The 13,438-nt window shown below is 55.1% G+C and carries 8 protein-coding genes and 1 tRNA gene; 3 read left to right on the forward strand and 6 right to left on the reverse strand.

Annotation, left to right across the window (positions count from 1 at the left end; translation table 11 throughout):
* Positions 1–39 precede the first annotated feature (39 nt).
* On the forward strand, positions 40–3,567 hold the full coding sequence (locus Fuma_RS19380; RefSeq protein ID WP_077025576.1) for a PVC-type heme-binding CxxCH protein: 3,528 nt from the start codon (positions 40–42) through the stop codon (positions 3,565–3,567).
* Positions 3,568–3,803: 236 nt separating this feature from the next.
* Here the strand turns inward: Fuma_RS19380 and Fuma_RS19385 are convergent, their stop codons facing one another.
* From Fuma_RS19385 to Fuma_RS19415, 6 genes are all read right to left on the reverse strand, one after another.
* Positions 3,804–4,391 (reverse strand): ATP-dependent Clp protease proteolytic subunit, encoded by a 588-nt coding sequence (locus tag Fuma_RS19385; protein ID WP_077025577.1) that lies wholly within the window; start codon positions 4,389–4,391, stop codon positions 3,804–3,806.
* 53 nt (positions 4,392–4,444) lie between these two features.
* Positions 4,445–5,056 (reverse strand): ClpP family protease, encoded by a 612-nt coding sequence (locus Fuma_RS19390; RefSeq protein ID WP_077025578.1) that lies wholly within the window; start codon positions 5,054–5,056, stop codon positions 4,445–4,447.
* 39 nt (positions 5,057–5,095) lie between these two features.
* Positions 5,096–6,580, reverse strand: coding sequence for a trigger factor (tig, locus tag Fuma_RS19395; protein ID WP_083732166.1), 1,485 nt, complete (start codon positions 6,578–6,580; stop codon positions 5,096–5,098).
* Positions 6,581–6,753: 173 nt separating this feature from the next.
* A tRNA-Gly gene (locus Fuma_RS19400) sits at positions 6,754–6,825 on the reverse strand.
* A gap of 602 nt (positions 6,826–7,427) precedes the next feature.
* Complete coding sequence (hemQ, locus tag Fuma_RS19410) at positions 7,428–8,267, reverse strand: hydrogen peroxide-dependent heme synthase (protein WP_229360687.1); 840 nt, start codon at positions 8,265–8,267, stop codon at positions 7,428–7,430.
* Positions 8,268–8,529: 262 nt separating this feature from the next.
* On the reverse strand, positions 8,530–9,354 hold the full coding sequence (locus Fuma_RS19415; RefSeq protein ID WP_077025581.1) for an endonuclease/exonuclease/phosphatase family protein: 825 nt from the start codon (positions 9,352–9,354) through the stop codon (positions 8,530–8,532).
* 262 nt (positions 9,355–9,616) lie between these two features.
* On the opposite strand from Fuma_RS19415, the gene Fuma_RS19420 reads away from it, so the two are divergent.
* Both Fuma_RS19420 and Fuma_RS19425 read left to right on the forward strand, forming a co-directional pair.
* Positions 9,617–12,070: a glycoside hydrolase family 10-like protein gene (locus Fuma_RS19420; protein ID WP_077025582.1), complete on the forward strand. Its 2,454-nt coding sequence runs from the start codon at positions 9,617–9,619 to the stop codon at positions 12,068–12,070.
* Positions 12,071–12,571: 501 nt separating this feature from the next.
* Positions 12,572–12,877 (forward strand): RNA recognition motif domain-containing protein, encoded by a 306-nt coding sequence (locus Fuma_RS19425; RefSeq protein ID WP_077025583.1) that lies wholly within the window; start codon positions 12,572–12,574, stop codon positions 12,875–12,877.
* Positions 12,878–13,438 lie beyond the last annotated feature (561 nt).

The following is a 13,438-nucleotide window of genomic DNA, read 5'->3' on the forward strand; positions in this document are numbered from 1 at the left end:
GCCACCCACCGCTCAAACCTGCCTTCAGAAAACCGCCCCATGCTTCGCACCTCGCGCCCCGCGCTGCTTCTGGCCGTACTGCTCGTCATACCTCACACCCGCTCTTTCGCCGATGAATGGCACACGCTGACGGTTCCCGATGCCTGGCGGAAAGTGCCGAGCGGCGAATTGAAGCCGATTGACGGATTTTCGTGGTATCGAGCCCTCGTAAAAGTGCCCGCCAGTTGGAAGGGCGACCGAATCAGTCTACACGTAGAGGCGGTTGACGACGCGCGAGCCGCATATGTCAACGGCACGCGAGTTGGTGCGACGGGGACCTTTCCGCCGCAATTTCGCAGCGGGCTGGGGGAAGAAGGCCAGTACAAAATCAACGCCGAATTGTTGAAAATGGGTGAATTCAACACGGTGGCTATTCGTGTATACCAAAGCGATCCACGGCCCCGCTTCAGCGTCGCGCCTCCAGTGCTGTTGAACGAAACCGACAACCAGGGCATTCGACTCAACGGCGAATGGCAATACCGACCGGGCGACGACGAAGCGTTCGCGACAGCCTCGCCGACGGACTTGAAAATCGACACAACCGCCGACCTCGCGGAAGCCGATCTCAGAAAGCTGGGCGGATATTCGAAGGTGGACAAGGTCGACGATGTCGTACGCTACGTTACCAAGCGAGAAGGCGACAGTGACCCGCTGACACCGAAGCAGGCCGAACAGGCATTCGAAACGCCCGACGATCTGGAAGTGCAGCTCGTCCTAAGCGACCCCGAAATCGCTCAACCATTGTTTATGACATGGGATGAACGCGGTCGCATGTGGCTGATGGAATATCGTCAGTACCCCGATGTCGCTGGCGTAAAAATGCTTAGCCGCGACGTCTACCTTCGCAGCGTGTACGACAAAGTGCCGGAACCGCCACCCCAGGGAGCCAAAGGGCGGGACCGAATTTCGATCCACGAAGATACAGACGGAGATGGCGTCTATGACAAGCACAAAGTGTTCGCCGACGGACTGAACATCGCATCGTCAGTTGCCATCGGACGCGGCGGCTTCTTCGTCACCAACCCGCCATATCTTCTGTTCTATCCCGACAAAAACGGAGACGACATACCGGACGGAGACCCGGAGGTGCTGTTGGAAGGATTCGGCCTGGAAGATTCGCATTCCGTCGTCAATAGTCTGCGGTTCGGACCGGATGGCTGGCTGTATGGAGGGCAGGGCAGCACTGTCACCGGCAACGTTAAACGCTATGGATCTAACGACAAACCCGTCCGCACAATGGGCCAGCTGATCTGGCGGTACCACCCCGAACAGAAGCGATACGAAATCTATGCAGAAGGCGGCGGCAACACGTTTGGCTGCGAAATCGACAACAAGGGCCGAGTTTACTCAGGACACAACGGCGGCGACACGCGTGGGTTTCACTACGTCCAGGGAGGCTACTACCGCAAAGGTTTTGGTAAGCACGGGCCGCTATCCAACCCGTATGCTTTTGGCTACTTCGAAAACATCAAGTCCCACAGCGTAGCCCGGTTCACACATAACTTCATCATCTACGAAGAAGGCGTGCTGCCGGAACAATATCACGGCCGACTGTTCGGCGTGGAACCACTGCAGGGCCAGGTCGTCATGAGCGAATTTCGGCCGTATCAGTCGTCCTTCGAAACAGAAGACGTGTCTCGCGTTTTAAAGACAGACGACCCATGGTTTCGACCGGTCGACATCAAGGCCGGGCCCGACGGCTGCATCTATGTCGCCGACATGTACGAACAACGCATCGACCACAGCAGCCATTATGCCGGCCGCATCGACCGCACCAACGGCCGCATTTATCGCATCAAAGGCAAGTCCTCGCCGAAGCCAAAAGTCACAGTTGAAGGCGACCTTGTTGCAGCCCTCAAGCATCCACAGCGAACACATCGTCAGGCCGCCAACCGCCTTATCGGCGATCGCAAGGATGCATCAATGATTCCCGCACTGCTTGCACAAGTAAAACAGTCCGACGGCCAAACGGCGCTCGAATCGCTTTGGGCCCTGTACCAGTGCGGCGGACTCACCGAAGACGTGGCGCGGCAGATGCTGGCACACAACGATCAGTTCGTGCGAGCCTGGACAGTGCGACTGCTGTGTGATGACTACGAAGTCGAGCCGCAAATTGCGAAAGCACTGGCGGATCTGGCGGCCAATGAAGGTTACATCGCCGTCCGAAAACAGCTGGCTTCATCAGCGAAACGCCTTCCGGCGAAGGACGCCCTTCCAATTATCCGCAACCTGCTGAAATATGACGAAGACGCCGCCGACATTCACCAGCCGCTGCTGATCTGGTGGGCATTGGAAGCGAAGGCTCAAGGGGATGGACGCGACTTGATCCTGGATCTCGTGCTGTCAGACAAGGAAGTCTGGAATCGACCGCTTGTAAAGCAACACCTGACCGAACGGTTGATGAAACGCTACGCCCTGGCCGGTTCGCGCCAGGAACTACTGGCCGCCGCGAAACTGCTGGCCACATCGCCCGATAAAGAAACAAACTCATTGCTTTTGAAGGGCTTCGAAGAAGCGTTCAAGGGACGATCTCTGGCAGAAATCCCAGACGATCTGGTGCAGGCCATCGCCGCAACAGGCGGCGGTTCGGTTGCGCTGCGAGTTCGCCAGGGCAATGCAGAGGCCATCAAGCAAGCGGTTGCTGCCGTTGGCGACGCGAAGGCAGACGTCAACGACCGAAAACAGTACCTCGAGATCTTCGGTGAAATTCGTCGCCCGGAATTCATTCCCGTGCTGTTGCAGGTAGTTCAACAGGAACAGAACCCGGCTCTCGTTTCATCGGCACTTACCGCGCTGCAGTCGTTCGATGACGCTCGGATCGGCGAAGCCGTAGTCGCCGCACTAACAAAACTACCAGACGACGCTCACCTTGTCGCGGAAACCCTGTTGGCCAGCCGTCCTGTCTGGGCGATCGCCTTGTTGAATGCCGTCGAACGGGGTGACGTCGCGCGAGACGACGTATCGGAAACAGCGTTGCGAAAAATCCTGCTGCACGAAAATGACGAAGTTCGATCACTCGTGCAAAAGCACTGGGGAACAGTGGCTGGAGCAACCACCGAACAGATGCAGGCCGAAATGAGTCGGCTGCAGTCAGTGCTGGCTCAGGGCAGCGGCAATCCAAAACAGGGCAAGCCGTTATACATGAACAACTGCGGCAAATGTCATCGCCTGTTTGGCGAAGGCGGACAGATTGGCCCCGACCTGACGGCCTTCAAGCGAGACAACCAGGAAAGGATTCTCACCAACGTTGTGAATCCCGGCCTAGAAATTCGAGAAGGCTTCGAAAACCACATCGTGGTCACCGCGGACGGACGAATCCTGAACGGATTTCTGGCAGACAAAGATAGCCAGGTCGTCGTGCTGCGAGGCGTTGACGGTCAGAACGTGGTCATCCGACACGACGAAATCGATGAGATGCTAACCAGCAAGATATCGATCATGCCGGACGGGACGCTGAAGACGCTGACAGACCAGCAAATCCGAGACCTCTTCGCCTACCTGCGAAGTTCGCAGCCAGTCAATTACTAACAGCTGGAGAAATGCAATCGGCTCCCTGGGCGGACTTCGCACCGTCCAGGGAAAGCCTCTCTTGGTGTGTCGCAATGCGCTGGCTATTCCACCGGCTATATGCAGAGCTTGGAGCTTCAGTCGTTCGCGATTTTGAACCGCTGCAACAGCGTCTTACGCTGAATTGTGGCCGCGGCGAACCATCTTCGACAGCAAACCGCATGTTCGCACGCGGCCAAATGAACTGCTTTAGCCGTCTATTCCAGCTTCTCGAGTACAGTGTCGATCAGCTTGTACTCTTTCGCTTCCTCAGCGGTCATGAAGTTGTCGCGATCGGTATCCTGCTCAATTTTTTCCAGCGTCTGGCCGGTGTGCTTCAGCAGGATGTCGTTCATGCTGGCTTTGATTCGCAGCACTTCCTTGTAGTGAATTTCCAGCTCCGTGGCTGTGCCTTCGTAGCCTGCCAGTGGCTGGTGAATCATGATCCGAGCATTGGGCAAAGCGTGTCGTTTGCCCGCCGCACCAGCGGTCAGCAAAATGGCTCCCATGCTGGCAGCCTGACCAATGCAATAGGTTGCGACGTCGCAACTGATGTACTGCATCGTGTCGTAAATCGCCATGCCCGCCGTGATCGAACCACCAGGCGAATTAATGTAGAAGTGGATGTCAGCCTTGGGATCGTCAAACTGCAGAAACAGCAGCTGAGCGACAATGCTGTTGGAGACGTCATCGTTGACACCGCTGCCGAGAATGACAATTCGGTCTTTCAGCAGGCGACTGTAAATATCCATCGCGCGCTCATCGCGCCCGTTTTTTTCGACAACGTAAGGAACCAGAACTGTCATTATGAAATCCGTCTGACAGGGAAGAATGAATCAATAACTCGAAGACGCTTTGACTACTTCTTTTTAGCGTTGGCAGCCTTGTCCAGCACTTCGTCGACCAGACCGTATTCCTTCGACTGAACGGCTGTCAGATAGTGGTCACGCTGAGTGTCTTTGGCGATCTTCTCCACCGACTGACCGGTATGCGCCGCCAGCAGCTCGTTTAGCAGTTCACGAGTTTCGATAATGTCCTTGGCCTGAATTTCAATATCCGATACCTGACCACCCACCTGCCCGTGTGGCTGGTGGATCATCATCTTGGAATGCTTCAGCGCAAAGCGTTTACCGGCCGTGCCGCCCGCTGTCAGAATAGCTCCGCCACTGGCCGCCAACCCTACGCAATACGTTGCGACATCGCATTCAATGAACTGCATGATGTCGTAAATCGCCAGCGTCGCCGTAACGGATCCACCAGGCGAATTGATGTAGAGGTGAATGTCCTGATGGCGATTTTCTGACTGCAGAAACAGCATCTTCATCACGACCAGGTTTGCACTGCCATCGTGAATAGGGCCGTCCAGAAAAATAATACGGTTGTCGAGCAGCAGGTCGCCAACGGTCATTTGCCGCTGTGCTGTATAGTCGCGAGCCGCCATCGGCGTGTACTCGGAACGCGGATCCGTCATTTAGCTTTCCTGTTCTTCCGTGTGATCAACAATTCAGATTCAAGCGTCAGCCGCATCGTCGATAAGGCTGGACGTCATGTTGCCGCAAATGGCGAATGAAGCGGCGGTCACCGTATTCTGAGCCAGAGGTTCACGCTCCACTTCATTGAATGATGCGTGCTCCAGAATAAAGTCAACCGCTTTTCGCTCACGAAGCTGAGCTTCCATGTTGTCCATCATGCCGGACTTCACCATGCGAGCACGGATGCGGCGCTGTGGTTCACCACTTTGCATTGCCATCAGCATCAATTCGCGATCGATGTCTTCAGGTTCGCACTCAATTTCTTCACTGGTCGCAATGCGGTCCAGAACGAAGTGTTCTTTGAGAGCCGTGCGAGTGGTTTCTATGGCGTTCTGGCGAATTTCGTTTTCACGAGCCGCAACCTGCTCACGAGTGAAACCGGCCTGATTCATTTCCAGAATTTCGCGACGCAGAGCATTTTCGGTCTGCTGCTTCACAAGCGATTCCGGAAGATCCCAGTCAGCGGAATCAGTGATCTTCTCCAGCACCTGTTCACGCGCGGTTTGACGCTGATGAAATTCAATCTGTCGCAAAAGCTTGGTGCGAATGAATTCGTCCAGATCTTTTTCGTCGTCGCAATCGAACTGGTCCAAGAACTCCCGGTCCAGAGACGGACGCACGTGCTCTCGCACTTCTTTCACCGTGAAGGTGATATTAGCGGTCTCGTTGCGCATTTCGACGATTGGTGACTGTACCGAGATCGTCACTTCGGCAGATTTATCATCACCGGCTGAGCAACCAGTCATCAGCTTGTCGAAATCTTCCAGCACGGCATCCTGGAAACGAAGCGTTGGGCGAAGCCGTAGCGGCACGCCCTTGCTTTCACGAATTTCTTTGCCGTTGTGTGTGAAGAGGATATCACAGAACACCGAATCGCCCGGCGCAGCCGCTCGGTCGACTTTTTTCGGCTGTGAATAGGATTCCAGAAATTCCTCTTTGCATGCCTGGAATTCTTCATCAGACACTTCGCTGGAAGGCCGATCGATCGTAAATCCCTTGTAATCAGGGACTTCGAATTCCGGACGCACTTCCACATCGAATTCGTAGCGGAAATCGCCACTGTCCGGAATGTCCAGACTTTCGATATCGATGTCGGGCTGATTGATAGGATCGATGTCGTTTTCTTCCGACATCTGCTCAAGGCTTTGCAGCAGAACTTTCTGCTTTACCTGGTCAGACAGCTCACTTTTGAACCGCTTTTGCAGAAGTGAGCGTGGAACACGACCGATCCGGAAACCTGGAACTTCCGCCTGATCGGCGAATTCGTCGAGCGAATCGTTCCTCAGCATTTCGAGGTCGGACTCAGGCACAGTAACCGCTACGTGCTTGCGGCACGGGCCCACTGTTTCAATCTCAACAGTCAGGTCCAGCTTTGTTGGTTCACCAGAAACGGCTTCAGGAGCAGTTTCCACGGCGACTGCTTCGCCTTCCGACGTACCTTCGTCTTCGCCACCAGTACTCATTAATTCGCCCTTTTCTCGATTCGTGTTTTCTTCAGCCTGATCCGAATGTCAAAAAAGGGGCAGCGAGTTTTCGCAGGGCTTCTTAGAGGTCTCTGCAGACTGCCTTCCCTGCCATCAGAGTTTGCGGCAGAAATTCCCACCACAATTCAGGCGACGTCAGGCCAAAAAAAAAGAGCGGATGAAGGGAGTCGAACCCTCGACAGCCACGTTGGCAACGTGGTGCTCTACCACTGAGCTACATCCGCATGAGTAGCGTCCCACAAAAGGAAACGCGTGTCTGATTGTCTCTGTCTCGCCCGAAAGCCGAGCGAGCGACGGGAATTATCGAAGAAATGTCGCTCCCGTCAACCGATTCGTCCCAATTCAAATCGGAATTGCCGTCTCTGGGCTTTGACTTTTCTGTGGATTGGCCGAAATCTGCGGAAACAAAGCCGTTCGGCCGTCATTCGGCAATCCTTAATTAAATTTCGAGCGATGCAAAATCGCATCATTCGAATCGCTTCGGCACGCTTGGCCACAACTGCCAGTGCCACAACCACTTAGGAACCCAAATGTGACGCGGGAGCAAACGCGTGATTCATTTGGGAAACATGTTCCGCAGATGCAACAGCTTCGCCCCGGACGAATCGCCCCCCCGCAAGTCATTGCAGCACAATAACTTGCGACTGCGAAAGATTGAACTGTTCGATTTCGGCACGCACCATGCTTAATTGGCTAATAGCTTCGCCCAACGCACCTGAAAGAGTGATTGCCTTGCAGTCACCACCCCCAGACCCCCCGCGTTAGGCGACCTGATTAAGCCGGGCTTTTGGCCCGGCTTTTTTTGTGCGCTGCCCAAATCCGCGAATCATATTCGCAAGTGAGCCATCGCATCTTCCGGCGACGCAGCGTAGCTGACGTAGAATGGGCCGAACTCCGCGTACTTCGCCGACGCTTTGTCAAAACGCATGGTGTACACAATTTCCTTAATGTGCTCAGGCGATCGAGCCCATAGCGTCACGCCCCATTCCCAGTCGTCGAACCCTGTCGACGCCGTAATCAACTGAGACACGCGACCGGCAAACTTAATACCCGAAGTTGCATGTTCCGCCATCAGGTTGCTGCGAGAACTAAACGGCTCTGTGTACCAATTCGCCAGCGGATGCCGCGCTTTGTTCATCGGGTAGAACGCAATCACCGGAAACGGTGGAATCTCGGGATACAGCCGCTGATTATTCATTGCTGGCAACCGCTGCCGGTAGGCGTTCACTTTCGCATCAAACGCCGGGTCGCCAGGAGACGTGCCTTCACGCTGAAGTCGCTCGGAATACTGTTCAATAGAGGGCACATATTCGGAGATCTCGGTGATCGAAACAAAGGAATACGTCGGCACCAGGGCACTGCCAATGGCGGAATTGCGGATCTCCTGCGCGACCGCGTCAATTTTCAATGGATCCGGATCCATCATCATGACGCACAAATCAGCTCGATGACCAGACACAATCGAAACCTGCATCCGCACTGGAGCGTGGCTGGCATCAGACTGCAGAGTTTTGATCACGAAGTCGCGGCCTTCGCCTCGAGCAGCATCTGACAGCGCGGCCAGAGCTGCCTGGTCGACTTTGTAATACAAATGCAGACAGTGCCATCCCGTGGTCATATGCACGGTGGGGTCAGGAAGGTTGGCATGTCCATGAGGTCGGTTCACTGTTGTATCCCTTTCAGTCGTCCGTCGGTTGAGACCGGGCGAAGATGATTTCGTAGCGTATTTGTGGCACCCTCTGAAATCGCATCGTATTGCGTTCACGGGGTCTCGGCTACCTGCGAACTCTGTTTCCCGATCAGTCGACGACGTTTCACCATTTGTGACAAGTAGCCAGCCCTTTGCCGCCCCAATTCTGTGGGAGGCAAAGAGCGGCGTTGGACATCTGTAGGCAGCGTCTGCGGGAACCGAACCCTTCCGCCGAAGGTCAGTTGCTGCTTTCCGTGAGTTCCAGCACAGCAATAATGGGACGGTGATCAGAAGCAACAGCTTCCCCCAAAACCTCGGTTTCAACGACTTTCCATCGCTGAGCGGGCCGACACAGCACATAGTCAATTTGCCGGGTTGGCGTCGCCACGGGGATTGTGGGAATGGGCTGTTCGTTGGTCCGCTGCCACTCGCGACCAAGGTCAGACAGAGTTTTGCTGTCAGGAACAGCATTGAGGTCGCCTGCCAGCAACATTGCCTTGTGATCGTGTGCAGCCGCCAGCTTGTTGATCGCTTCGGCCGATGCAACGCGTTCTCGTTCGTCGCGCCGGTGGTCCAGGTGAGTCGCGAAGAGGACAAGCGGTTGTTTGGTCTTGCTGATTTCTAATTCGGCAACAAGCACCCCGCGCTGCTCGCCATTACCCAGGTTGGGCAGAAGATGATTCTTGTGCTCGATGATCGGAAACCGTGTCAGCACCGCGTTTCCGTAATGGCCACCCTGAAGGGGAATATTGGCACCGAAGGCGACATTCATTTTCGTGAGCCGCGCGAGTTCCGCTGGTTGATCGACGTCTTTTGAGCGTGTCACTTTCTGATCCACTTCCTGCAAAGCCACGATGTCAGCATTGGCCGACAGGATGACCTGAGCTATTCGATCAACGTCCAGCTTCCCATCCACACCTTCGGCATGGTGAATGTTGTAGCTCAGCACTCGCAAGCGGATCGGTTCACCGGCGATGCCGTTCGTTGCTGCCAGAACAGCAAACGCTGCCGTGACCAGCTTTAGGCAGTTTATTGATCTGTTGACTGCAGTCTTCACTGTCATTGCACGTAGCTTTCAATGGAGGTGGCATAATTGCCAATGGCGGAAGGTACGAATGGCGGGAGAATCAGGCAGAAGTAACCAGGGCTGCGCGTAACGCATTTAATTCTATTGAACCAGCCAGGTAGCGACAGCGTCAGCAACTTGAATCATCCTAAACGGCGAGCCTCATTGCGGAACGGCCTGTTTTCGATCTTGAGCAGTTCCGCTAAGATCGAATTCAACGCCATGGGCGAGCAACCTTCTTCAACCCTACGAACCACCAATGAACTTCAAGCTGTTCTCGCTCACACTTCTGTTGACTGCTGTCTCCTGTCGCTGGGCAAACGCCGAGCACACGATTGATTCGTTTGCCTACGCGAATGACCAGGACGCTCAGGCCGCATGGTCCGCTCGTGAAGGCACTCCGGACGTCCGTCGAATCGACGAAGAAGGTCGTCCGGTTCTGCAGGTGCGAGCGCCGTTTGCACCGCCAAACGGATTGCAGCGCACAGTCATTGACCGAGACATCAAACTCGACCTGACCACACCTTCGTGGTTCACGCTCGACATCAACGTGGCAGACATCGAATCGGTTCGCGCATTGACCTTCTATTTCCGATCTGGAAAAGGCTGGTTCTCGTGCGGCGCGAGTCTTACAAGACCCGGCTGGAAGACCCTGCGATTCGAAAAGGCAGACTTTCGTGCCGAAGAGTCACCGAGCGGATGGCACGCAATCGACGGAATTCGCATCGCCGTGTGGAAACAAAACTCACGTTCGAAACCAGATGAAGCATCGACCGCAGAAACCTCATTTAGACTCCGCAACTTAAAACAGCATCAGAATGACGTCGCCATTGTGCTGCCGGATCAGCAGGATGCAGGATCCGCCGCCACTTGGGATGCGGCCAAACGCATTCGAAAGATGCTGTCGGAACTTGGCATCGAAACGGATAGTTTGAGGGAATCCGAGATCGCTGAAGGCGCGTTGGGCAGTCGTCGCCTTGCGATCCTGCCCTTCAACCGCCCCGATCGAAAAGCATGCGAACGTTTGGTTGAGTACCTCGATCAAGGCGGCAAACTTTTTCTGTGCTACGACGTCCCCTATCGACTTCGCAACGCGTTGGGCTTCGCGGAAGCCGAGTTCTATCGCCCCGCCAAAGGGGATTCTCAACTGGCGTCGATCCATTTTGCGCCCAACAAAATTGACGGGCTGCCAAACGTCGTCCGGCAGGCATCGTGGAACGTCGCCCTCTACGAACCCACTGGCCACAACGCTCACGCGATTGGGACATGGTACGACAAAGCTGGCCGGTCGACGCAAAAAGCTGCATTGCTAGTCAGTGATAAAGGAGCCTACTTCAGTCACGTGATTCTGAGTGACGACTGGCAGGAAAAAAAGAAGATGCTCGCAGCAGTGCTGGGAGAACTTGACGGCGAAATCTGGAAGACGATCGCGACCGCGCAGTTGCAGCGAGCTCAGCAAATCGGCCACTGCCGTTCGGCTGAGGAGTTGCGAAACGCCGTATCGCCGCTTATGGATGCCGAAGGCCGCCTGAGTCTCGACGAATCGGATCGCGACTTCGCCGCTGCGCGAAAAATGCTGTCTAACAAAAGCTACTACGCCAGCTACCAACACGCCGTGAAAGCGGAGAAACAGCGCCTTGACGTATACTTCAAGGCACAGCCTAGCCCTTCCAGCGAAGCACGCGCGTTTTGGGAACACAGTGGAGTCGGGCCGTATCCGGGCGATTGGGATCGCACATGCCGCGAACTGGCCGACGCCGGTATTAACATGATCATTCCTAACATGCTGTGGGCTGGAGTGGCTCACTATCAGAGTGAAGTGTTGCCTCGCAGCGCGGCTTACAAAAAGTATGGCGATCAGATTTCGCAGTGCCTGGCAGCGGCGAAGAAGCACGGACTGGAAGTGCATGTCTGGAAAGTGAATCACAACCCCGGCCACTACGCGCCGCCGGAATTCATCGAACGTATGAAGCAAACCGGGCGCACTCAGGTGGACGTGCACGGCAACGTCACTGAATGGTTGAACCCGGCTCATCCGGTCAACTTCAAGCTGGAAGTCGACAGCATGCTGGAAGTCGTCCGAAACTATGACGTGGACGGTATTCACTTCGATTACATTCGATACCCCAACGCAAGCCTCGACTACAGCGATTTCAGTCGCCGAAAATTTGAATCCGACACGGGGCATGAAATCATCGACTGGCCCGCCGACTGTTACGATGGCCGACTGCACGATGAATACCGCGACTGGCGAGCGGATCAGATTACTCGTCTGGTAGAAACAGTAAGTCGAGAAGCTCGGAAGCTGCGGCCGGACATCAAAATTTCCGCGGCCGTATTTTCGGCATATCCTCAGTGCCGTGAAGCCGTCGGTCAGGACTGGTCACTGTGGGCGAAGCGCGGCTACGTCGATTTTCTATGCCCCATGAACTACAGCGATAACGATGACGAATTCGCTGCGTGGATTACCAACCAGCAGAAGCTGGCGTTTGGTGTTCCTGTCTACGCCGGCATCGGCGCGGCTGCCGGACGATCGACGTTAACGGCCGATCGCGTGGTGGGGCAGATCGAAATCACACGGCAACACAAGACAGGCGGCTTCACAATTTTCGCGCTCAATCAGGGCACCGCGGCGAGCATCCTGCCGGGGTTGAAAGCTGGCGCCTCCCGCAACACAGCAACCACGCCTCATCGTTCCACCAAACAACCTTGAAGCAGGTTTCCGAGCCCAGGAGTGAAGGTGCTTGAATTTCTTCAACGCTCATCACCCACACGAGTTATGGCACATAACGGAAGGATCGCTAAGGAAACCACGGATTTATTGCACCTTGGGTGACGATAACGTCTATACTACATCGCAACGGACATCGCGATCCGTTGCCTCATGACGCAAAAGCGGGGCTTTCCCGCTCGTCTTATCCTGAAGTACAGTCGCTCAGTTCGAATACTTCAAAGGTCTTCGAAGCAAATCTGTTTACGCCATGCCACTGCCGGCATGGCACAAAGCAAACCTTCGCAACACGAAACGACCTCAAACCGTTTCTTTGGTGTTGCACCATGGGTTCCGGCCGATCAGCACGCTTGCTTGATTCGGATTCGATTCTACGGTTTACGAAGTTCGCCGCCGCAACAAGTTCGGCGTGATTTTTGTCGTAAGCCGTCTGTTATTTTCTGTGGCACCGCCACTCATCGCCCAACGGGCTGAACGATTTTTATGACATCAATTTTTGTCGGCAACCTGTCGTTTAACACGACGGAAGCTGAACTCGAATATGCGTTTGCACGCCATGGTCGCGTCTCTTCTGTCCGCATGATCACTGATCGAGGCTCCGGATCTCCGAAAGGTTTCGCCTTTGTACAGATGCCAGGAATGGACGATGCCGAAGAAGCCATTGCCAGGATGAACGGGCAGAGTATCGGCGGACGTTCGATCCGCGTGAATGCGGCCGAATCCCGCAACGATTCCGGGCCCGGGCGTCCGACACCAGGGGCGCGATCTGCACTGCTCGATTCACTATAGCAGCACGTTCCGCCACTTAGGTAAGTGCGTTCCAACCGCAATCAAACGCCGAAGTGCTGCGTGGGCTTCCGACTTCTCCACGAAGTCGGAACGTACCATTTCAAGACTTCGAGATATCTAAATTAGTTTCGCCGTGTACAATCATGGCACGTGCATTTAATCACACATGCACCACAGGTCTTCGGAATTGGTGAATCTGCACCAACAGACCAGATCATGTTGACCGGCTCACGGGAAACTCATGGACATTCAGTTTTACTTCAATAGCACGCTGCGGGCACGACCCCGAGTCAGGTTGCGTGCCATACATGTCCAGTAGAAAACCGGTCCCACTCTTCGATCGCCAACCTCGCCCTCTGTGCCCGGTCTGCGGCGAAACAAGCTATTCACCCGCTGGAATTCATCCGCAATGCGCCGTCCGCCGCCTGGACGATGAACGCATGAAGAAGATGAAACTGCGAGTTGCTCAGGGGCAGCAGGAAAAGTTTCAACCGCCGGGAGATACCAGCCCGTGGAAGCGCGCCTGTCCGGTGTGTCGCGCGACCCAGCACGTGCGCTGCA

Origin of the sequence: Fuerstiella marisgermanici (assembly GCF_001983935.1) — a bacterium.
Lineage (GTDB): Bacteria > Planctomycetota > Planctomycetia > Planctomycetales > Planctomycetaceae > Fuerstiella > Fuerstiella marisgermanici.